At 51.6% G+C, this 21,134-nt stretch carries 19 protein-coding genes; 17 read left to right on the top strand and 2 right to left on the bottom strand.

The annotated features are described in order from the left end of the window. Window positions 1–2 precede the first annotated feature (2 nt). From JRJ22_RS22745 to yajC, 17 genes are all read left to right on the top strand, one after another. Window positions 3–4,496: an SDR family NAD(P)-dependent oxidoreductase gene (locus JRJ22_RS22745; RefSeq protein ID WP_206101627.1), complete on the top strand. Its 4,494-nt coding sequence runs from the start codon at window positions 3–5 to the stop codon at window positions 4,494–4,496. After that, window positions 4,489–5,721 (top strand): beta-ketoacyl synthase N-terminal-like domain-containing protein, encoded by a 1,233-nt coding sequence (locus JRJ22_RS22740; RefSeq protein WP_206101626.1) that lies wholly within the window; start codon window positions 4,489–4,491, stop codon window positions 5,719–5,721. The genes JRJ22_RS22745 and JRJ22_RS22740 overlap by 8 nt, the downstream gene beginning before the upstream one ends. Then, the gene (locus JRJ22_RS22735; protein WP_206101625.1) at window positions 5,718–6,461 is read left to right on the top strand and encodes a thioesterase II family protein; all 744 of its coding nucleotides are present in this window, start codon (window positions 5,718–5,720) and stop codon (window positions 6,459–6,461) included. The genes JRJ22_RS22740 and JRJ22_RS22735 overlap by 4 nt, the downstream gene beginning before the upstream one ends. Next, on the top strand, window positions 6,458–8,065 hold the full coding sequence (locus tag JRJ22_RS22730) for a non-ribosomal peptide synthetase (RefSeq protein WP_206101624.1): 1,608 nt from the start codon (window positions 6,458–6,460) through the stop codon (window positions 8,063–8,065). The genes JRJ22_RS22735 and JRJ22_RS22730 overlap by 4 nt, the downstream gene beginning before the upstream one ends. Further along, window positions 8,046–8,699 (top strand): hypothetical protein, encoded by a 654-nt coding sequence (locus JRJ22_RS22725; RefSeq protein WP_206101623.1) that lies wholly within the window; start codon window positions 8,046–8,048, stop codon window positions 8,697–8,699. Before JRJ22_RS22730 ends, JRJ22_RS22725 begins: the two co-directional genes overlap by 20 nt. Before the next feature lie 12 nt (window positions 8,700–8,711). Beyond that, on the top strand, window positions 8,712–9,386 hold the full coding sequence (locus JRJ22_RS22720; RefSeq protein ID WP_206101622.1) for a 4'-phosphopantetheinyl transferase family protein: 675 nt from the start codon (window positions 8,712–8,714) through the stop codon (window positions 9,384–9,386). A gap of 241 nt (window positions 9,387–9,627) precedes the next feature. Continuing rightward, window positions 9,628–10,266 carry an accessory gene regulator B family protein gene (locus JRJ22_RS22715; protein WP_206101621.1) on the top strand — a complete coding sequence of 213 codons (639 nt, stop codon included), beginning with the start codon at window positions 9,628–9,630 and terminating at the stop codon, window positions 10,264–10,266. After that, window positions 10,238–10,408, top strand: a complete 171-nt coding sequence (locus JRJ22_RS29805) for a cyclic lactone autoinducer peptide (protein ID WP_206101620.1) — start codon at window positions 10,238–10,240, stop codon at window positions 10,406–10,408. Before JRJ22_RS22715 ends, JRJ22_RS29805 begins: the two co-directional genes overlap by 29 nt. 477 nt (window positions 10,409–10,885) lie before the next feature. Beyond that, window positions 10,886–11,893, top strand: a complete 1,008-nt coding sequence (locus JRJ22_RS22705) for a sensor histidine kinase (RefSeq protein WP_232380930.1) — start codon at window positions 10,886–10,888, stop codon at window positions 11,891–11,893. A 15-nt stretch (window positions 11,894–11,908) separates the two neighbouring features. After that, window positions 11,909–12,652: a LytR/AlgR family response regulator transcription factor gene (locus tag JRJ22_RS22700; protein WP_206101618.1), complete on the top strand. Its 744-nt coding sequence runs from the start codon at window positions 11,909–11,911 to the stop codon at window positions 12,650–12,652. Window positions 12,653–12,875: 223 nt separating this feature from the next. Continuing rightward, window positions 12,876–13,379 carry a crossover junction endodeoxyribonuclease RuvC gene (gene ruvC / locus JRJ22_RS22695; protein ID WP_054941889.1) on the top strand — a complete coding sequence of 168 codons (504 nt, stop codon included), beginning with the start codon at window positions 12,876–12,878 and terminating at the stop codon, window positions 13,377–13,379. Continuing rightward, the gene (gene ruvA, locus JRJ22_RS22690; protein WP_206101617.1) at window positions 13,376–13,999 is read left to right on the top strand and encodes a Holliday junction branch migration protein RuvA; all 624 of its coding nucleotides are present in this window, start codon (window positions 13,376–13,378) and stop codon (window positions 13,997–13,999) included. The genes ruvC and ruvA overlap by 4 nt, the downstream gene beginning before the upstream one ends. Before the next feature lie 26 nt (window positions 14,000–14,025). Continuing rightward, entirely contained in the window at window positions 14,026–15,033 is a 1,008-nt protein-coding gene (gene ruvB / locus JRJ22_RS22685; RefSeq protein ID WP_206101616.1) for a Holliday junction branch migration DNA helicase RuvB, read from the top strand. 35 nt (window positions 15,034–15,068) lie between these two features. Then, window positions 15,069–17,168, top strand: a complete 2,100-nt coding sequence (locus JRJ22_RS22680) for a SpoIID/LytB domain-containing protein (protein WP_232380929.1) — start codon at window positions 15,069–15,071, stop codon at window positions 17,166–17,168. Between the two features lie 9 nt (window positions 17,169–17,177). Further along, window positions 17,178–18,206: a tRNA preQ1(34) S-adenosylmethionine ribosyltransferase-isomerase QueA gene (gene queA / locus JRJ22_RS22675; protein WP_206101615.1), complete on the top strand. Its 1,029-nt coding sequence runs from the start codon at window positions 17,178–17,180 to the stop codon at window positions 18,204–18,206. A 21-nt stretch (window positions 18,207–18,227) separates the two neighbouring features. After that, the gene (gene tgt, locus JRJ22_RS22670; protein ID WP_054941885.1) at window positions 18,228–19,364 is read left to right on the top strand and encodes a tRNA guanosine(34) transglycosylase Tgt; all 1,137 of its coding nucleotides are present in this window, start codon (window positions 18,228–18,230) and stop codon (window positions 19,362–19,364) included. 44 nt (window positions 19,365–19,408) lie between these two features. After that, window positions 19,409–19,717, top strand: a complete 309-nt coding sequence (gene yajC, locus JRJ22_RS22665; protein WP_206101614.1) for a preprotein translocase subunit YajC — start codon at window positions 19,409–19,411, stop codon at window positions 19,715–19,717. An 88-nt stretch (window positions 19,718–19,805) separates the two neighbouring features. Here the strand turns inward: yajC and JRJ22_RS22660 are convergent, their stop codons facing one another. After that, a complete protein-coding gene (locus JRJ22_RS22660) occupies window positions 19,806–20,699 on the bottom strand; it encodes a phosphatase PAP2 family protein (protein ID WP_232380928.1) in 894 nt (297 codons plus the stop codon). A 41-nt stretch (window positions 20,700–20,740) separates the two neighbouring features. Continuing rightward, window positions 20,741–21,133: a TIGR04086 family membrane protein gene (locus JRJ22_RS22655; protein ID WP_206101613.1), complete on the bottom strand. Its 393-nt coding sequence runs from the start codon at window positions 21,131–21,133 to the stop codon at window positions 20,741–20,743. Window position 21,134 lies beyond the last annotated feature (1 nt).

The raw sequence follows: 21,134 nt of genomic DNA, 5'->3' as shown, positions 1-21,134 counted from the left end.
CAATGAGAGCAGGCGAGTATATATTTGATCAGGTCAAAAAAGGAAACTTGGATTCGGCGGCCGGTAAGGCCCTGCTGGAGGAGATTATTCCCGATGATATCGCTATCGTGGGCATCTCCTGCGAATACAGCAATGTGAAGGATACCTTTGAGTTCTATCAGGCGGTCAAGCACGGGATGAGAGGCTTTAAAGAGTTCCCGGAGAACCGGATTCAGTACATTCCGAAGGATCATGACTATCTGCAGAAGGGTGCAGACCACTTGAAGACCACTCCGGAGGAGTTCCTGCAGCGGCTCTGCCGGGAGAAGGGGGCTTACCTGGAGGATATTGACACCTTTGATCCGGAGTTCTTCGGCATTTCCCCGGAGGAGGCCAAATATATTGACCCGACGCACCGTCTGGTGATGAAGCATTCCTACCTGGCACTTGAGGATGCGGGGATCCGGCTGGATGCCATCAAGGACAGCAAAACAGCGATTTATATCGGGAAGGACAAGTCCATTACCGCTAATTACCGCTCAGAGATCGAGGAGGATTCGAACTATGTAAACTCCGGCTGCTGGGAGGGCATACTGGCCAGCCGCCTCAATTATATCTACAACATGTCGGGCGGCTCCTTTGTTATTGATACCGCCTGCTCTTCCTCGCTGGTGGCCGCGCATCTGGCGGTGAAGACACTGCGTGACAAGGAAATTGATACAGCGATTGTCGGCGGTATCGCGCTAGGCCTGTTCCCCCGCCAGGGCAGTGTGCTGGACCAGTACAGCAATGTAGAGACCTCCCGTTCATTCCTGAAGGTGTTCGATGCGGAGTCGCAGGGGACGATCTTCGGCGAAGGGGTGGGGATTGTCATCCTCAAGCGGCTGAAGAATGCGATCGCTGACAACGACAATATCTATTCCATTATCCGCGGAAGCATGATCAACAGCGACGGCAAATCGAACGGGCTGACCGCTCCTAACCCGCATGCCCAGAAGGACCTGCTGCTGGAGACTTATGAACGCAGCTCCATCTCTCCCGAAACCGTGGAGTACATTGATGCCCATGGCACCGGTACCAAGCTGGGCGACCCGATTGAAGTCAGAGGACTTACAGACGCCTACAAGCAGCATGCGGACAAAAAGGGCTTCTGCGCCCTCACCAGCCTTAAGGAGAATATCGGGCATACCGTAGGTGCAGCCGGTGTAGGCGGACTGATCAAGATGTCGCTGGCTTTGCGGAACCAGGAGATTTTCCCCAACCAGTCCTTTGAATCGCCCAATGAATATATCAAATTTGTCGACAGCCCTTTCTATATCCCCACAAAAGTCCGGAAATGGGAAAGAGGCAAATATCCCCGCCGCGGGGGGATCAGCTCTTTCGGATTCAGCGGAACTAATGCCCATATTGTACTGGAGGAATATGAAACACGCCGCGAGCCGGTGAAGTCATCAGCACCTTATCCCTTCGTTTTCTCGGCCCAGACCGCAGAGCAGCTGATTGCAGTCCTGAATAAATTCGTGCGCCAGGCAGGAAGATTGGAAGCCTTCAGCCTGCACAACATCTCCTATACGCTGATTCACAAACGGAATCATTTTAAGAACGGTATCGGGTTCGAGGCAGCATCCTTCGCAGAATTCACCGGCAAGCTGCGTGCAGCCATTGGCGTTCTGGCCAGCGGACAGGCTGCAGAAGGAATTACTCAGAGCGAAGTTCAGGAGATATCCGGTGATATGAGGAAGCTGATGCAGCACCGGCTCAAAACCGGCTACGACCAGTACATGACAGGCGAACTGATCCAGTTATATCTGGAAGGTTATGATCTGGCACTGGAAATGTATCCTTATCAGGATGCAGTTACGCTCTCCTTGCCGACTTATGAATTCAAACGGCAGGTGCTGTGGGCCAATGTTAAAAAGCACAACACCTACGAGAATTCCGGGCCCAGCCTGCCCGTGCAATCCACACTGATCCGCAAACAGACGCTGAAAACTGCGCATTCCGATGTCTACACCGTTCAGCTGTCACCGGATGACTGGTTTGTCGACGATCACCGGATCGGCGGCCAGCGGACCTTCTCCGGAACCACCTATACACAGCTCGCCGCTGAGCTGGCGGTCCTATATTTCGGAACCCCGGCGTTCCAGCTGGAGAAGCTCTATTTCAAAAATCTGATTCAGCTGGAGGAGAAACGCAGAGAGTTCCAGATCCATGTCAGTAAGAGTTCCTCCAAACAGCTGGAGATCGAAGTCTTCTCCTATGAGAATCAGGATATGAACAACTATGTGACGCATGCCTCCTTCACGATCAGACAGGCGGAGCTTGAGGCTGCGCCGGAAGCAGTGGATGTGAACAGCATGTTCGAACAGCAGCTGCTAACCGCGGACTTTGGCTCCGAGGAGAATAACTTCTTTAAGGGCCGCTGGGATTTCGCCAAGCAGAATTTCCGCCTGGCCCGTCCATCCAGCTCCGAGATCCTGCTGTCCCTGACGCTTCATGAGAAATTTGCCGGTGACTTGCAGAATTTCTACCTGCATCCTTCCCTGCTTGACGGCATTCTTGGCGCGATGGTGTATGAACGTGCCCAGGCCCGCGGTAAAAGCTACCTTCCGCTGTCCTACGGCAAATTCATCTTTACCGGCAAAGCGTTCACCGGCCGGATATATTCCAGGACAGAGCTGCTCTATGACCCGGCCGGAGATCATGATGTCATTACGGCCAATATCTCCGTCTACAACGAGCTTGGCGAGACCATAGCTTATCTGGACAAATACGTGATGAAGGCTTTTGCCAACGCCTATTTCAAGCCTCACCTGCATGAAGTGACCTGGGTACCTTCGGCTTACCGTGTACCGGAGACAGCAGCTTCTGCAGCTGCCGGGAAGACCGTTCTGGTCGTCGGCAACGGGCGGGCGCTTGAGCTTGCCGCTGCTGAACAGCGTGAAGGTGTTGACCTGCAGGATTACAGAGCGCTCAAAGCCTTCAAGGCTGCCGAGAAATACGATTTCGTAATCTATGCTCCCTGGTTTGGGGAGTCCCTGCCGGATACCAGCGTCACCCGGCAGGAAATGCTGCATTACTTTGACTTTGCCAAGCAGGCCAATTCGCTGGTTAAGCGCAAGGGCAAAGTGCTGATTCTGGCTGATAACGGCTTCGCTCTGGATACGGCTGACACCATGCTTAATCCGCTGAACTATTCCCTGCTGAGCTCAGGAAGAATTCTGGGGCTGGAGAATACCGGCTTCAAGACACAAATGCTGAACCTGGCGGAATTCGACCTTGGGAAGATCCTCAGTATCGCGGAGACAGAAGAGCTGGACGGCAAGAAAATGCTGGTTGACCATAACCAGCTGTATGAGGAAGCGCTGGTCGAGGCGAAAACCCCGGCGGATGCGAACCTTCAGCTGAATGAACAAGACTGTGTGATTGTGACCGGAGGCTACGGCGGCATCGGGATGGAATACATCGATGTTCTGCTGGAACGCCAGCCGAAGCTGCACATTGCCATCCTTGGACGCAAGGATTCCTATTCCGCCTTGCAGGCCAAGTCATCGCTGACAGCCGAAGAAAGCAGCAAGCTGAACCGGATGAACCAGGTGCTGGGCAAAGGCGCTAACGTGTCCTTCCACAGCTGCGATGTATCAGACGAAGAACAGGTCAAGCAGGTTGTAGGCAGCCTGGCCGGAGCAGGAAGCATAGCCGGGGTTGTTCATCTGGCAGGGGTTCCGGAAGAGGGCATGCTCTTCACGAAGTCTGAACAGGAATTTTTAAATATTGTAGCTCCAAAAGTAACAGGGACCCTGCTGCTGCTCAAATATCTGCAAGGCCAGCCGCTGAAGTTCTTCATTGCCAGCTCCTCGATGACCACGATTGCCGGATCGGCAGGCCAGTTCTCTTATACCTTCGCCAACGCCTTTCTTGAGGGCTTCAGGGATGAAGCGGCAACCACAGTATTGTGGCCGGGCTGGAAAGATACCGGTATGGCGCTGCAATTCGGCGATCTGGCCGCAGCAGACGAGCATTTGCTGATGAAGTCACTCTCTTCGCCTGTCGGAAGGGAATACATCAGACTCTCGCTGGATAAGAAGCTCGGCAAGGTTATCGCCGGTGAGTTCAACAAAGCCAAGACGGCGGAATTCTTAGCCGAATATATCCGCATGCCGCAGCAGTATGCAGGCAGCAGAGCCGCAGCTGCAGCTTCGGATGTTGTAGCGGAAGAGGCTGCCAAGATTCAGATTAAGGAGTACTCAGCCTTAACGATCACGGGTACCGACAGCCAGGATGAAGTGGAGAAGTTCGTCACGGTTGTGTTTGCCTCGGTGCTGGACCGCAATGACATTGATGTGAATAAGAGCTTTACAGACTTGGGCGGCGATTCGCTCAAGGCCTTCGGCATCTATGGTCCGGTGGCAGAACAGTTCAAGATTGATATGGAAGTGGCCGATGTGTTCATCTACCCGACCATCACGCAGCTCAGCCAATACGTCAAAGATCTGCTGGAGGAAGCCAATGAATGAACGCCGAGTAGTTATCGTTGATTTCATCTATGATTACCCGGGCCGGGAATCGGGGAGTACGGAAGAGCTGATGGGCCGCAAGAACGCGATCTGGCAGAGCCGTGTGCGTGAGCTTGAACGAACCTATAATCAGGAGCCGGGTGAGGCTGCCTCCTTCGACGGGGTGTTCTATCCCTCCGTAGAGGAGCATTTCAAGCTGGAGCATATCTCCGGGCCGGACAGCAGATTCCTGCTGTCCAGCGAACGGATCACACTCTCCCTCCTGCAGACGCTGGCGGACCGGAATGTGCTGGGTCCAAAGAACAATCTGCTTGTCTCGATAGGAACCGCCCAGACAGACAGCCTCTCCAAATTCGCATTAATGAGAGTGGAAGGCGAGGCATTTGGACATGCAGTGAAGCTTATTGATCCGCTTGGCTATCTTAAGCTGCTTCAGCTGGGCCGTCCTCCGGCCGTTGAGCTCATCAGTGAAGCCTCTACTTCGGGGATCAGCTCGATGTACAGCGCCTATGCCAAAATCCGCAAAGGGGAGTTCGACATCGCCCTTACCGGCGGATCAAGCGCGGTTACCTTTCCGGTCCCGTATGAGCTGTCCCAGTTCGGAATAGGCGCTGAACGCTACACCGAACCTTTTGAGGACGGGGCCTCAGGCCGGTACTTCTCGGAAGGCGGGGCTGCCTTCCTGCTGAAGGAGCGGGAACTCGCACTTAGCGACGGCGATACCATTCTTGCGGAGATTAAGGATATCTCTGCAGGAACGATGGGCAATCCCGTTGTCAACCGCACCGTGATCAAGAAGCTGGTAAGCCGCTCTCTGGAGAATGCCGGAGTTGACCCGGAAGCAGATGTTTTTCTGGAGCTGTACGGCCGGGGCAATGAGATCGATGATACGGCAGAATTCTCCTGCCTGAAGACGCTTCAGAAATCCTACAGGAACCTGAAAGGCGGATTCCTGAAGGAGGGAGTCCATTATATCGTAGGCTACTATGGCCTTATCGGCACCTGCCGTCTGCTGGATTCGCAGCGCATGAAGACTGAACTGCAGGGCAGGGAAGTCGCCAGCCCGAACGCTTTTATCGGCAGAATCGGCGCAGAGCAGTGGAGTATCAGCCCTGGAGACTACAGGCTGTACTCGGCCGTCTCGTATTCGATGCACGGCAACTGCTACAATCTGCTGCTTCAGCTGGAGGCAGAGAGCGTGTACCGGGGAGGTGCCGGCGAGTGAAGCTGATTCTCCTGCCGTACGCCGGTGCCCATGTCAATGTATTCGCGGAGCTGCAGAAGCAGCTTCACGCCAGCTGCCCGGAGCTTGCTGTCCTGTCCCTGGAATATCCCGGTCACGGCAGAAGGTTCTCCGAGAAGCCCTTCGGCTCGATCCGGGACATCACTGCAGACCTGTTCTCCCTGCTGAAGAAATCTCTGGACCCGCAGGAAGAGCTGATTCTGCTGGGCTACAGCATGGGCTCCCTGATTGCGTATGAACTGGCCCATGCCTTAATAGAGTCCGGCTATCCGGTAATCAAGCTGCTGTTCATGGCGGCCACCCCGCCGCACCGGATTGAAGCGGTGGATGAAGAGGAGCCGGACGATGATACGCTGCTGGAGCGCTGCCGCATTTATGGCCTGATCAAGGAAGGGCAGTTTGCCTCCCAGCAGATGCGCCAGCTGTTTCTGCCGGCTCTCCGCAGTGATATTACAGCAGTTAACCGTTACAACCTGGACAATCAGTACCGCTGCCGCAGATTCGATCCCGCTATCCAGATTGCTGTGTTTCAGGGGCTTGAGGATCATTCCGTCACCGCCATACAGGACTGGAGCGACCTGTCGGAACGGGAGATTCCGTATCATACGTACCCGGGCGGGCATTTCTTTTACTACGAATTCCAGCAGCAGGTATATCACCATATCATCGGTTTCATCACATCCAGCCAGACAAGCCCATTCAAAGGAGGAAGCGGACAATGAACAATATTCTCGGCATTTTAGGGGAGAACATGCGGAAATATAGGGATAAGGTGGCGATTGCGGAGAGCAGCCGCTCCATCACCTATGGTGACTTAAACGCGTTGTCAAATATTTATCTGCAGCAGCTGCAGGTGAAGGGCGTTCAGGCTCATGATGTGGTAGCGATCGAGCTGGAGCGCAGCATCGAGGCGATTGCCGCTATGGTGGCGGTACTGAAGGCGGGAGCCGCCTATACAGTGATCAACAAGGACTATCCTGAGGGACGCAAGCAGTCCATGCGCGAAACGATCCAGGTTAAAGCTACAATTAACGAAGTGCTGCAGCCGGTTCCCGGTCTGAGAGAGGTATGGGACTTTCCCGCACGTACTCCTGAGCAGCTCTGTTACATTGTCTTCACCTCAGGCACAACCTCCACGCCCAAAGCGGTCGGCATTCCGGACCGCGGTGTCCTCCGCCTGCTGGGGGATGAGCGCCTGGGCCTTGCCCCGGACAAAACGATTTCACATATCAGTCCGCTGGAATTCGACGCATCGATTATTGAGATCTGGGGCGGGCTGCTGTCCGGTATGACCATTTCCTTATTGTCGAAGACGGAGATTCTGAATATCTATCATGTGGAAAAACGGATCAGCCAGGGCATTGACGTAATGTGGATTACCTGCTCCCTGTTTAACTTCTGGGTGGACAAGAAGCCGGAAATGTTCAAGAGTCTCTCCCGTGTAATTGTTGGCGGCGAGCAGCTCAGCTTATCCCATGTCAATGAAGTGCTTAAGCATACCACGGTAGTAAACGGCTATGGCCCCACAGAGAACACCGTATTTACTACCCTGGATGTCATGGAGCAGGGAAGTGTAATGCAGGAGATTGCCATTGGAACAGCGATTCATGGAACACAGACCCATATTGTCGATGAGCAAGGGCAGAGCGCCGCAGAAGGGGAGCTTTATGCCAGCGGGCTTGGGGTAGCACTGGGCTATCTCGGTAACCCGGAGAAGACGAAGGAAGCTTTTATCCAGTGGCAGGGCCAGGAGGTCTATAAGACAGGAGATCTGGTCCGGCTGAATGCGGAGGGCAAAATCGTCTATCTCGGCCGTAAGGATACCCAGGTCAAAATCAACGGCTACCGGATTGATCTGCAGGAGATCGAATATACCGTCCGTGCCCAGGGAATTCAGAACTGCCATGCTTTTGTGCGGGACAAAAAAATCTATCTGGCGGTCACGACCCGCTCCGAGAATATCGGCCAGGTATTGAAGCAGCTGCTGCCGATCTATATGATCCCGTCCAAGATCGTATATGTGCAGGAAATCCCGCTGACCGCGAACGGAAAGACCAACACCAAGACCTTATACGAGAACCATTTCCTCAGCAAAAATAAAAAGCTCTCGCTGATCCTGCAGCAGTATTTGCCCGGCGCGGCCTTGAATGAGCAGACCAATATTTTTGAGCAGGGCATAGATTCCGTCACCGTCTGGGAAATTGCCCGGGAGATAAACCAGCAGTTCGATGCAGATATCAGCTTCTTTGATGTATTTGAACACCCGTCCATTGAGCAGCTATCCAACATGCTGGGAGAGGAACATTATGCAGCGAACTATCTATGATTTTCTATACCGTAAATACGGCTTTAACCTCCAGGGAGGGAACACCGCCTTCCGCAGAAGGTTTACAGCGGGGATGAAGACCTACTGGGGACTCAAGCTGCTTGCGGTCGGGATCTATTTCTTCCTATTCCTGCGTTTTGTGGGCGAGGACAAATTCATTCCGGGTGACACGTATTGGTTCGTCCTGAGTGTAGTGGGCGTGCTGGTTCTGATTAGTCTATCTTATCTGAATGTGTTCGGCGCCTGGTACACCATCGCCCTCAGCAGACACCGTAAATGGATAGACTCGCTGCTGATCATTTCAGGTCTTCTGCTCTGCATCCGTTTCCCGGTATATACCTTCGGAGAGGCTATGCCAAATATCGGCGAGCTGCGGGAAACGCTGATTCTGCCGGGAATTCTGATGCTGATGCTCGGGCTGTACCGCAAGATCCACTACCGGAGTTCGGGCGTTGTACCGCTGAGCGCTCTGGCAAGCCTGCTGATTACAGCGGGTATTCTGCTCAAATATCCGGTCCATTCCATTACACAGAGCATCTATTTAAGCTTTATACTGCTGATCAATGCCGGATTTGTAGCGGATCTGCTTCTGTTTCATTATTGGCACCGCAAATCAAAGGCCGGGGAACGATAAGGGGATGAGGCCATGATTAGTCCGCACTTGATCGATATGAAGGAGCAGCACACCTTCGAGGTTCACAAAATCTTAAGCTCTACCGAGTACGTGATGTACTGCAATATCTGCAACGAGAGCCGGCGCAAGGAGTTTCTGTACGGGCGTTATGCGATCAAAAAAAACCTGGCGGACCAAACGGCTTCCTTTAAGGGTGAGCTCAGCGGAATAACGGTGGAGTATGGAAGCCTGCGCTTTCCAATTGTTAAAGACCAGCTGGTTGAGGTGGGGCTGAGCCATTCCAAACGCTATGTGCTCTCGGTAGTCTACTCCAAGGATAATATTGTGGGCATCGATATGGAAACCATCCGGCTGGATGTGCCGATTGAAGAGATGCTGAGCGGCAGCGAAAAAGAGCTGATGTCCGGATATGAATCTCCCGTCCGGTTCGCCTATATGTTCTTCAGCTGCAAGGAAGCGCTGGGTAAGGCATTCAAAATGGGGCTGCTTGCCGATTATGCCATTTATGAAATCTCCTCCATCAGACCGGAGACTATGTTCGGTACAGAAGTATTCCGGATCCAGTTCAAACACTTCCCGTTTCTGGTCGGCTATTCCTTCATGAAAAGCGAACAGGAAATCTGCAGCCTGGTCGTTCCGCAGAAGATTGAGGTACAAGAGGTACTGAAGGTTCTGATCAACACTTGAGCAGATTGTATATTCCACCCGCCCATTCGCCGCCGCGCATCCGGACTCTCTGGATGTACGGCGGCGTTTTTCATAGAGACCGCTGTATTCGTTTTCACAGGTAGGTATGATTTCGGTACATTTAGGATATGCCTTTCCGTTTATGCCAGCATTTGGTACATCTAAGTGGCATCCTGGGTACGAACCGTCAATCTCTCAGAAAATGGTCTAATATTAAGGACAAGAGAGGTGACCAAATAAGATGGAAGCTGAAGAAGCAGTAAAGATGGGATTTACCGAATCGCTGGCCTGCAGAATGGCCCAAAGGATGAACAAGGAGCGTGAGGGGGAATACATTGATTACCTGAAAATGAAGCTGGGATTTGAAATGCTGTTAATTAACCTGAATAAAATCGTTCTGGTTTACGGAGCGGCAATCCTGTTCCATCTGCTCTGGCAGACATTAGTCATGCATGGCGCCTACTTCACTATTCGCAAAACGGCATTTGGCCTCCATGCAAGCAACAGCTTAATGTGCAGTATATCAAGTACTGCTATGTTCATAGGCATACCGTATTTATGCGAACAATACATAAGGTTCAACAACATACAGGTAGGAATCATTGGTTTACTAGCTACATTGCTGCTTTACCGGTATGCACCGGCGGATACAGATAAATTTCCGCTGCTTGGCAAAGAAAGAAGAGAAAAATTAAGAAGGGCTACTACAAGGTCCAGTCTGCTGATTGTATTTACCGCTCTCTTAATTCCAAGCCCCACTGTCAAGGCTTTACTGCTCACGGGAATCCTGCTTCAAGTACTGATGATTTTGCCAATAACCTATAAACTATTGAAAAGGAGCTATAACAATTATGAAAACTATGACGCAGAGAATGTTTAACGAGGTAAAAGACGGACTAACCAGAACAGTGAGAAGTGCGGCAATCAAGAGCGGTGATATTGCGATGGAAACATGCTGCATGACATTCTTCCACGAACCTAAAATTCCGTTGGAGTTATTAAAGGCCTCAGCCCATAAATAACCTACGATTTAAGCATCACTGCACGGCTATGAAACCATTAGAATCCGAAAAGGTCTCCGGTATAGGGGGCTTTTTTTGGGTTATTCGGCTTTACTAGATTATCTTGTATGAATTACAATGTTATGTATAGGGTTAAAGTACCAATCTTGTATAAAATTACAGAGTGGGCTTAAGCTGAGGGGGATAGGGATTTTGGGAGAATTATTATCGGTTGGCGTTCAGATGTTAACACTTTCTTTGAGTATTTATATGTTAAATCAGGGAAGATTCAATCTGAAATTCAGTCTTGTAATGTTTATAGGCTCTCTTTGTATCGGATATCCTCTATACATAATGATCGGAATTCCCAGTATAACTATTATTCTGCTTTTTTGTATTGCATTAAGTTACTGGAAATCAAGGGGAATTGTATTCAGCATCATCTTTCCGATCATAGCGATCATTATTTCAGTGATCAGCGACTACATAACAAGCAATATGTTTATCTGGATCTTTCATTCTTCGCTTGATGAAATTATCCAGGGAACTTTGTACATTGTTTACTATCCTACTTATTTCGTGATCGCCATTCTTCTCACATTCGCAGCCCGGTTTCTTTTCACCAGATTCCAGGCATATGAACTGTTATTCCGCAGATACGGAATTCTGTTCGCTATCCTTTGTGTAATTACGGTGGTGATTTTTTATGCCAACATTCTAATCGGCAAGCAGCAGGGATTCACGAATGCCAATATCCAGGCGAACAGTCTGCTGTTTGTATTTTATTTCATTCTCTTAATCGGTGTGTTCATGGTATTGACGCGCAGTGTCATGAAGGAGGCTGTCATGAAGGGCAAGCAGGAGCAGTATGAGCGTCTCCTGGAGTACACCGACAATCTGGAAATGATGTACACTGATATGCAGAAATTCCGCCATGATTATATCAATATTCTGCTGTCGATGTCTGAATACATACGCTCCAAGGATGTGGAGGGGCTCAGCACCTATTTTGACCAGAAGATCCTACCGATCAGCGAGGGAATGCAGAACAACAACTATAAGCTGGGCACGCTGCAGAATGTCAAAGTCCAGGAGTTGAAAGGCATTCTGTCTTCGAAGCTGATCCGTGCCCAGGAGCTGCACATCGATGCAGTAGTGGAGGCGATTGAGCCGATTGAGGCCGTGAATATGGATTCCGTCAAGCTATGCCGCTGTCTGGGGATCATTCTGGATAATGCAATCGAAGAAGCCGTCAAATGCGAATCGTCGAATTTGCGGGTGGCGCTGGTCAAGCGGACCGGAGGGATACTGATTGCTGTAGCGAACAGCTGCCAGCAGGACGGCCCGGAGCTGCATCAGATTTTTGAGAAGGGCTTCTCCACGAAAGGTACAGGCCGGGGACTTGGGCTCAGCAATCTGCGAGAGATTGTATCCCAGTGCGCCGGGGTGACGCTTGATACCTACAGGAAAGACGGGCAGTTTATTCAGGAACTGGAAGTTTACTAGACAGGAGGAAGCTTAATGCTGGAGATATTTGTCTGTGAGGATGACCCGGAGCAAAGGAAGCGACTGAACTCTTACATAGAGAATTATATAATGATGGAGAATCTGGATATGAAGCTGGTTATCTCCACAGGGCGTTCCCAGGAGATCATCGACTATATACAAAATAACCGTGTAACAGGGCTTTATTTTCTGGATGTGGATCTGCAGGAGGAGAAGAGCGGGATCGCTCTGGGAGCGGAGATCCGCAAGTATGACAGCCTCGGTGCAATCGTCTTTGTGACCACCCACTCGGAGCTGACGTATTTAACCTTTACCTATAAGGTTGAAGCTATGGATTATATTACCAAAGACAACTTCACGGATATCCGGCAGCGGGTGATCGACTGTATCGATACAGCGAATACGCGCTATCTGCAGAACAAGTACAATAATATCAAGAAGTTCCAGACCAAATCGGGCGATAAGATGATCAGTGTCGATTATAATGATATTTTATTTTTTGAGACCTCGCCGCAGCTGCACAAAATCATCCTGCATGCCAAGAACCGCCAGGTTGAATTCTACGGCAAGCTGAAGGACATTCTCGAGATGGACTCCCGGTTCTACCGCTGCCATAACTCGTTTGTGGTCAACAAGGATAATATTGCCGAAGTGGATACCAAGAATCGCGAGATTCGCATGATCAATGGCGAGATCTGCTATGCTTCCAGCCGTTTTCTTGGGGGACTCAAGGACATTATCCCGCATAAATTACAATAGAAGGTTCACGAATAGAATGGAGCGGTTTCTGCACCAGGTGACCTGGCAGATTCCGCTCTTTTTGCTGTGCGCAGGATGATCCTTGTTGCATGCAGCAAATTTAATGCTCCCGTCAGAGGGTTTTTTGCTATAATGGTTAGAAGGAATACATATGTTCGCTTAAGTGACGGACAATGGATGATAACGGTGGAATATCCTGCCTGTGATAGAGGAGAGATTGGATTTGCGCATCTTGGGAATTGACCCGGGGCTGGCGATTGTCGGCTTTGGCTTCGTTGATAAGGAAGGGAATAAGTTAACACCGGTTCAATATGGTTCCATTCAGACTGAGGCGCATACGCCGGAGGAAGAGCGGCTGCTGCATGTCTATGAGGGCATGGTTCAGCTTATCGATAAATACAAGCCGGATGCGGTTGCGGTAGAGAAGCTGTTTTTTGCCCGTAATGTAACAACTGCTCTGCCTGTTGCGCAGGCACGCGGTGTACTGATTCTTGCGGCTGTACAGCGGGGGCTTCCGGTCTCTGAATATACACCGATGATGGTGAAGCAGGCTGTGGTCGGTTACGGCAAGGCGGAGAAGAAGCAGGTACAGGAAATGGTGAAGCTGCTGCTGAAGCTGTCGGCTGTACCGAAACCGGATGATGTGGCCGATGCGCTTGCTGTTGCGGTATGTCATGCCCATTCTGTAAGTCTTAATTCCAAATTAAATGAGGTATTGCGAAAATGATAGATTACTTAAGAGGACCGGTTGTACATTTGGAGTCAGAATATGTGGTGCTGGATGTCCAGGGGATTGGCTACCGGGTATTCTGCCCGAATCCTTATGCGTTTGCCAAGACGGAAGGGCCTGTGACGATCTATATCCATTATCAGACACGTGAGGATGCGACACTGCTGTTCGGATTCCCGACACGGGAGGAGCAGAAGCTGTTCCGCAAGCTGATTGAGGTATCCGGCATCGGACCGCGTGTTGCGCTGGGGATTCTGACCGGAGGAACGCCAGATCAGGTGATCTCCGCCATTTATCAAGAGAATATTACGTTCCTGACGAAGCTGCCGGGTATCGGCAAAAAGACCGCCCAGCGGATGATTCTCGATCTGCGCGACAAGCTGGATGGACTAAGCGGCGTCTCGCTGCAGACCGGACTGTTCGCTGTAGCGGCTGAAGCCGATGCCAAAGCTGCGGCTCTGCCTTGGGAAGAAGCGCGGGACGCGCTGAAGGCACTGGGTTATACTGAAGCTGAGCTTGACCGAGTCTGGCTGACAATGAAGAAAGAAGGCACGGATACAGGAACTGTTGATGTGCTGATGAAGAAGGCGCTGGGGCTGCTATATATAGCGAAGTAAGCCTTGAAGAACGGAGTGATGATTAAATGGATGACCGGATCATATCGGCTAATCTGATGATGGACGAGCAGGCGGTGGAATTAAGCCTGCGTCCGCGTTATTTGGGTGAGTATATCGGACAGAATCAGGTGAAAGAGAACCTGAAAATATATATTGAAGCCGCCAAAATGCGCAGTGAGGCGCTGGATCATGTGCTGCTGTACGGTCCTCCGGGCCTGGGCAAAACAACGCTGGCCAATATTATCGCCAACGAGCTTGGCGTGAATCTGCGGACAACGTCAGGGCCGGCCATCGAGCGGCCCGGGGATCTGGCGGCATTGCTCACCAACCTGCAGGAGGGTGATGTGCTGTTCATTGACGAGATCCACCGGCTGCACCGTACGGTGGAGGAAGTGATGTATCCGGCAATGGAGGATTTTGCGCTCGATATTATGATCGGTAAAGGCCCGAGCGCCCGTTCCGTCCGGCTGGATCTGCCGCCGTTTACGCTGATCGGAGCGACCACGCGTGCCGGGCTTTTGTCCGCGCCGCTGCGCGACCGCTTCGGGGTAGTCAGCCGCCTGGAGTATTACAGCATGGATGAGCTGAGCTTCATCGTCTCCCGCAATGCCGAACTGCTCGGTATTGAGATCATCGGCGATGCCGCCGAAGAGATTGCACTGCGTTCCCGGGGGACGCCGCGGATTGCGAACCGCCTGCTGAAGCGCGTCCGTGACTTTGCACAGGTGCGCGGCGACGGGATCATTACACCGGACATTGCCGGTGAGTCCCTGAAGATGCTGCAGGTGGACCCGCGCGGGCTGGACAGCATTGACCATAAAATGCTGCATGCAATGATCAGCTCCTTCCGCGGCGGTCCCGTGGGTCTGGATACAATTGCCGCTACGATCGGTGAAGAGAGCCAGACCATTGAGGATGTATATGAGCCGTATCTTTTGCAGATCGGATTTCTGCAGCGGACACCGAGAGGAAGAATGGTGACACCTGCTGGGTACCAGCATTTAGGTCTTCCGCTCCCTCCGCAGCAGCAATAAGTCAAATATACACAACAACTTCTAAGGGGGACTTCATGATGAATATTGCCAGTCGCAGAGGAATTAGAAAGCTGGGCCGGACCCTTCTTGCAGCAACGCTGATTGCCGGCAGTTTTCTGCTTCCCGCGGGTGACAGCCATGCCGAATCCGTCCGGACCATCCGGGTTGCACTGTATGCCGATATCGGCAGCAAATATAAATCCACCGTCCCGTTCGTAACGCTGCAATCGAATGCAGCCTTTAATCTGGAGTCGGCTGCCGGAACAGCACTACTTCCGGTTCCGGCCAACAACAAGATTCGCGTCAGCCTGGACGGCTACAGGGTTAAGGTGATGGAGACCCCAACCTGGCAGATCGCTGCTGACGCCGCGAAGAAGCTGCAAGCTTCTTCCGATAAACCGCAGCTGTTCGTTACTACACGCGGCGGTGCGAGCGTGTATCAATTATATACAGGTCCGTATGTAAGTGAAGCAGCAGCCAAAGAAGGTCTTACCCGCGTAGCTAAGGCGGGGCTGTCTATTCCGGCTGGCCAGACGGTGGCCGTCAAGGGCAACAAACATCTGCTTGCCGGGGAATTCGCTACTTCACAGGAGGCGGAACCCGTTCTGAGCAGCATTACCGATGCAGGATTTGATGCCTGGAAGGTGCTGGTGTCAAGTGCTGACGGCAGTGCGAAGTATCAGGTATGGGCCGGTGAAGCGGTGAATGACAGCGAGTTAGCTGCGCTGCAGGCGAGCGCCGCTGCCGCGTTGCCGCAGCTGGCCTGGACTGCCGGTGCTGCCGGCGCCACCGGCCTCATCATCCGGACGGATGCGGGGATGGACTGGATCAGCGAAGGCCAGGCCTTCCATTACATCCTATCCGGTACGGGGGCGAAGTTTGTGGCTGCCGGTAATGACAACGGCATTCAAATTGTGGAGAGATCCAAACGTACCTACCGCGGTGATTTGGAGATGAGCGGTTTGGCGGGATCATTGGCGGTGATCAATGAGGTTCCGCTGGAGCAGTATTTATATGCCGTAGTGGGCGGGGAAGTTTCCTCAGGCTGGCCGGCGGAAGCGCTGAAGGCCCAGGCGGTAGCCGCACGCAGCTATGCGCTGGCCCAGGGCAACAGGTTCGATGTGGCGAATGTGGTGGATACGACCCTTAGCCAGGTGTATAACGGCATCGGAGCCGAAGCACCTGTTATTACCAAAGCGGTCGATGCCACCGCCGGTGAAGTGCTGATGAGCGGCGGCAAGCTTGTCGAAGCCGTCTTCTCCTCGAACAGCGGCGGTGTGACCGCCGATCCCTCTGAGGTATGGAATAACGGCGGCAATGTTTTTGTCAGTGTACTAAGCGCCGAGGACGCAGCGGCGGTCGCATCCTCGAAGAAATGGTATTATGTGCTGCTGCCAAGCGGAATTTCCGGTTATGCCCGTGAGGATAACATTAAACTGACCGGCGACAAAACTGCGGCGGGATTAAGTATAGCTACAGCAACAACCAAAGACGTGAATATCCGGCCTTTGCCGGTTATCGAGAGCAGCAGTAGTCCTGTAGGGAAGCTGAATCCCGGCGACAACGCCGTTGTGCTCGATCAGGTCTATGAATCCGGCAGCTACAGCTGGATTAAAGGGCCCTATACCTCAGCCGAACTGCTGAAGAGTCTGAGCGGCAAGACAAGTAATTCGCTGCCTTCTTCCATTGTGAGTCTGCAGGTCACTCAGCGCGGGCCTTCGGGAAGAGCTACGCAAGTAAAGGCTAACGGTGAAATTTTGCAGGTGAAATATCCGGATCTTTTCCGGTCGGCATTTAACGGATTGCCCAGCACTTTGTTTGATATTGTACCTTCCGGCAGTTATACTGTATTAGGCGCTGACGGCTCTACAGCAACCATTAGCGGTTCCCAAACCGCAGGCGTGCTGTCTGCTTCTGGCAAAGTTTCTGCTGGGACTAGCGGTACGGTTGTTATGGGTGCAGATTCCTCCGCCAGAGTCGTTACCGGCACCAGCGGATTCTATTTTATCGGCTGGGGGAACGGCCATGGTCTCGGCATGTCTCAATGGGGTGTAAAGGGCATGGCGGATAACGGGTATGATTATAGGCAAATATTGCAACACTATTTTAATAACGTTACTATAGTTAAGGAATGAAGACTGAACATGAATGTAGAAGATTATGACTTTCATCTGCCGGAGGAGCTGATCGCCCAGACTCCCCTGCCTGACCGCAGTGCTTCAAGGCTGCTTATGGTGAATAAGGAGAACGGGCAGCTCGAACATCGGCATTTTACGGATATACTAGAGCAGTTTCAGCCAGGCGATACGCTGGTGCTGAATGATACACGGGTAATTCCTGCAAGGCTGTTCGGGATCAAGGAAGATACCGGTGCCAAAGCCGAGGTGCTGCTCCTGAAGAATTTGGGGGAAGACCGCTGGGAGGCGCTGGTGAAGCCGGGCAAGAAGCTGAAGACCGGTGCGGTTATTGTTTTTAGCGATGAGCTGCGTGCAGTCATTGAAGACGAGTCGGATATGGGCGGGCGGACCTTGCGCTTCATCTACCAGGGGATTTTTCAGGAAATTCTGGACAGACTGGGCTCCATGCCGCTGCCCCCTTATATTAAGGAAAGACTGGATGACCGTGAACGTTATCAGACCGTTTATGCCCGTCATGAAGGTTCAGCAGCTGCACCGACGGCAGGCCTGCATTTTACCAAGGAACTGCTGGAGCAAATTGCTGCAAAAGGCGTTAATATCGCCTATATTACCCTTCACGTTGGACTCGGCACTTTCCGCCCGATGTCTGTAGAGAAGGTAGAAGAGCATGTGATGCATGCAGAGTATTATGAGTTATCCCAGGAGACGGCCGATCTGCTGAATGCGGCAAGATCAAGGGGCGGGCGGATTATCGCCGTTGGCACCACCTCCTGCCGGACGCTCGAAACGGCCGGAAGACAGGCTGGGGATGGAATCCTTCAGGCAGGCAGCGGGTGGACGGATATTTTTATTTATCCCGGCTATCAGTTTACGGTAGTAAACGCGCTGATTACGAATTTTCATCTGCCGAAGTCAACCCTGGTTATGCTGGTTAGCGCTTTAGCGGGACGGGAGCATATACTCGCCGCATATGAGGAAGCGATTAAGGAACACTACCGCTTTTTCAGCTTCGGTGATGCAATGTTTATTTATTAAGCAATAGGAAGGGTTAAACATATGGCAGCAATTACTTATGAACACATTAAGACCTGCAAGCAGTCCGGAGCCCGGCTCGGCAGAGTCCACACTCCGCATGGTGTCATTGAGACACCTGCATTTATGCCGGTAGGCACACAGGCTACAGTCAAAACGATGGCTCCCGAAGAGCTCAAACAAATGGACGCTCACATCATTTTGAGCAACACGTACCATTTATTTCTGCGGCCGGGCCACGATATTATCCGCGAAGCCGGCGGATTGCATAAATTCATGAACTGGGATCGTCCGATCCTGACAGACAGCGGCGGTTTTCAGGTATTCTCGCTGAGTGATATGCGCAAAATCACCGAAGAAGGTGTACATTTCCGCTCCCATCTGAATGGTGATAAGAAATTCCTCTCCCCGGAAGTGGCGATGGAGGTTCAGAACGCGCTCGGCTCGGATATTATGATGGCCTTTGATGAATGCCCGCCGTTCCCCGCAGAATATGATTACGTCAAAAAATCACTGGAACGTACTTCTCGCTGGGCGGAAAGATGTCTCAAAGCTCATGCCCGTCCGGAGGACCAAGGCCTGTTTGCAATCGTGCAGGGGGGCATGTATGAAGACTTACGCCGCCAGAGTGCAGCTGATTTGACTTCCATGGATTTCCCGGGGTATGCTATTGGGGGGCTCAGCGTCGGAGAGTCCAAGCAGCTTATGTATGAAGTGCTGGATTATACAGTTCCGCTCCTGCCGCAGACGAAACCGCGCTATTTAATGGGTGTCGGTTCACCGGATGCGCTGCTTGAGGGGTCAATTCGCGGTGTGGATATGTTCGACTGTGTTCTGCCTACCCGCATTGCCCGCAATGGGACAACGATGACCAGTCAGGGAAGACTCGTTGTACGCAACGCCCAGTATGCCCGTGATTTCGGGCCGCTTGATCCGGAGTGCAACTGCTATACCTGCCGGAATTATTCCCGCGCTTATTTACGTCATCTAATCAAAGCCGATGAAACCTTCGGCCTGCGGTTAACGACCTATCATAACTTACACTTCCTGCTGGATTTGATGCGTAAAGTGCGTGAAGCCATCAGGGAAGATCGGCTGCTTGATTTTCGCGATGAGTTTTTTGCACAATACGGATTGTATGATAATCTTAAAGGCTTCTAGAAAACTGGATTGTGCTTCAATGTGTACTGAAAGGAGGTAAAGATATGTTTCAATTTGCAGCAGCTAACGGTGGCGGGGGCAGCATCCTGGGTCTTGTAGGCCCGTTTGTACTTATGTTTGTGGTGTTTTATTTCTTACTTATCCGCCCGCAGCAGAAGAAGACCAAAACACGCAACAGTATGTTAAAAGCGCTGAAAAAAGGCGATAAGGTAGTCACTATTGGTGGCCTTCACGGGACGATCACAGAGATTTCCGATGATATCGTTGTTTTGCGGGTTAATGATGTAACCAAGCTGACCTTTGACCGCGGTTCGATCAGTCATGCGGTTACAATCGCAGAAGGTAAAGAGTAGTTTTCACACATATAAAAAAGCGGCAATTCTCTTTTGGGAGAATGCCGCTTTTTTGTATGCATTAATCGTTCTAGCAATATACTTAGTATCACTGAATATCCGTTGCCCGGCTACGCACCGCCAGTGATTCTTCCCCGCTTCGCAGCGTAAGCTTCGCGAGCTGGACAGCTGCGGAGGTAGAGAGTACTGCGAGCAGTGTTCCGCCAAGCATGTCGGTGAGCCAGTGAATGCCGAGATAGAAGATTCCGAATACAATCATAGCTGCAGAGACCGTTGTAATGACCATCCAGCGCCGGTTGCCGGAACGGTAAGCCAAGATCGCTGTAGAAACGGAAATGGCAGTATGCAGGCTTGGAAAGCAGTTGTTCAGACCGGAAAGGGGTCTATATTCCTGTTCGAATCTCGGGAAAACGTCAAGCATTGTAAACCGGACACCTGCCGGAGCATAAGACCAAACCTCGTTTACCGGGAAATATAAATAGAACGGAATGGCAACCGCATAAACAATCATGATCGTGTAGCAGGTGGCATAGAGCATCACGCGGTTTTTATCCAGCAAATAGACGCCAAGTGATGCAGCGAGTACAGACTGGAGCATAAAAATATAGAAGAAAACAATAATCGGCGTCAGCCAGGGAGAATAAAAGAGCTGCTGCACGTACTCTACAAAATGCCCCTCCAGCCCGAAGATGAAGGACGTAAAATCGGAGCCGAGATGCATCTTCCTTTCAATCTGCAGTTCATACTTGTTAAGGGTTAGAACACTGATCATTCCGGCAATAATCAGCAGAAACTTATAAGAGCGCAGCAGTTCCCTGCCCAGTTCTAGAAATGCCAGCAGAGGATTACGCCGGGTGCCGAGCCAGATTAACAGCACTACAATTACGACGGTATAGAGAACTACATGATTCATGGATTGGTACAGCAAAACATTCAAAGCCTCCTTGAGCTTTTGCACAGTCAGATGAATCCAGTGTAACATATTTTCGAAGAAGGTTTTTATTTTTTAGAATATTCTATTTATTAGGATTTTTGCAAATTGACCCCAAACATTCCTCCAAGTGCCCCAATGGCTGCAGCCGCCAAAATCCACAAGCCGTCAATGCCGGCAGGCGAGCTGTCAAGCGCGAGAAATCCGACCAGCAGCACAATGGCCCCGTAAAAAGTGCCGGTTAGCGCGCCTTGATACCAGCCCTTGTTAACGGCTCTGCTTCCGGCTGTCAGGCCGCCGAATGCGGCAGCAATACCGTGGACAAGATACGTATACATGGTAAGGTCCTGCTCCTTAAGGCCGCTGCCCCACAGTAGAAGTGAGAGAACAAATGCCCCTGCCAGCATCCACATAAACGATCGGCATAAGCCCGACAGAACTGGATTTGAAATTCTCCACGAAAGCAGGCGCCGGATTAAGTACATG

This window comes from Paenibacillus tianjinensis, assembly GCF_017086365.1.
GTDB classification, from domain to species: domain Bacteria; phylum Bacillota; class Bacilli; order Paenibacillales; family Paenibacillaceae; genus Paenibacillus_AQ; species Paenibacillus_AQ tianjinensis.
The sequence above is the reverse complement of the archived record's forward strand: the minus strand, read 5'-3'. Positions and strand labels throughout refer to the sequence as shown.

Bases quoted from the DNA above. Each gene is read 5' to 3' on its own strand.
- JRJ22_RS22740 (WP_206101626.1), top strand. From the start codon at position 4,489: ATGAATGAACGCCGAGTAGTTATCGTTGATTTCATCTATGATTACCCG.
- JRJ22_RS22705 (WP_232380930.1), top strand. From the start codon at position 10,886: ATGTTTATCTGGATCTTTCATTCTTCGCTTGATGAAATTATCCAGGGA.
- ruvB (WP_206101616.1), top strand. From the start codon at position 14,026: ATGGATGACCGGATCATATCGGCTAATCTGATGATGGACGAGCAGGCG.
- JRJ22_RS22700 (WP_206101618.1), top strand. From the start codon at position 11,909: ATGCTGGAGATATTTGTCTGTGAGGATGACCCGGAGCAAAGGAAGCGA.
- tgt (WP_054941885.1), top strand. From the start codon at position 18,228: ATGGCAGCAATTACTTATGAACACATTAAGACCTGCAAGCAGTCCGGA.
- yajC (WP_206101614.1), top strand. From the start codon at position 19,409: ATGTTTCAATTTGCAGCAGCTAACGGTGGCGGGGGCAGCATCCTGGGT.
- JRJ22_RS22745 (WP_206101627.1), top strand. From the start codon at position 3: ATGAGAGCAGGCGAGTATATATTTGATCAGGTCAAAAAAGGAAACTTG.
- JRJ22_RS22720 (WP_206101622.1), top strand. From the start codon at position 8,712: ATGATTAGTCCGCACTTGATCGATATGAAGGAGCAGCACACCTTCGAG.
- ruvA (WP_206101617.1), top strand. From the start codon at position 13,376: ATGATAGATTACTTAAGAGGACCGGTTGTACATTTGGAGTCAGAATAT.
- queA (WP_206101615.1), top strand. From the start codon at position 17,178: ATGAATGTAGAAGATTATGACTTTCATCTGCCGGAGGAGCTGATCGCC.
- JRJ22_RS29805 (WP_206101620.1), top strand. From the start codon at position 10,238: ATGAAAACTATGACGCAGAGAATGTTTAACGAGGTAAAAGACGGACTA.
- JRJ22_RS22660 (WP_232380928.1), bottom strand. From the start codon at position 20,699: ATGTTACACTGGATTCATCTGACTGTGCAAAAGCTCAAGGAGGCTTTG.
- JRJ22_RS22725 (WP_206101623.1), top strand. From the start codon at position 8,046: ATGCAGCGAACTATCTATGATTTTCTATACCGTAAATACGGCTTTAAC.
- JRJ22_RS22730 (WP_206101624.1), top strand. From the start codon at position 6,458: ATGAACAATATTCTCGGCATTTTAGGGGAGAACATGCGGAAATATAGG.
- JRJ22_RS22680 (WP_232380929.1), top strand. From the start codon at position 15,069: ATGATGAATATTGCCAGTCGCAGAGGAATTAGAAAGCTGGGCCGGACC.
- JRJ22_RS22655 (WP_206101613.1), bottom strand. From the start codon at position 21,133: ATGTACTTAATCCGGCGCCTGCTTTCGTGGAGAATTTCAAATCCAGTT.
- JRJ22_RS22715 (WP_206101621.1), top strand. From the start codon at position 9,628: ATGGAAGCTGAAGAAGCAGTAAAGATGGGATTTACCGAATCGCTGGCC.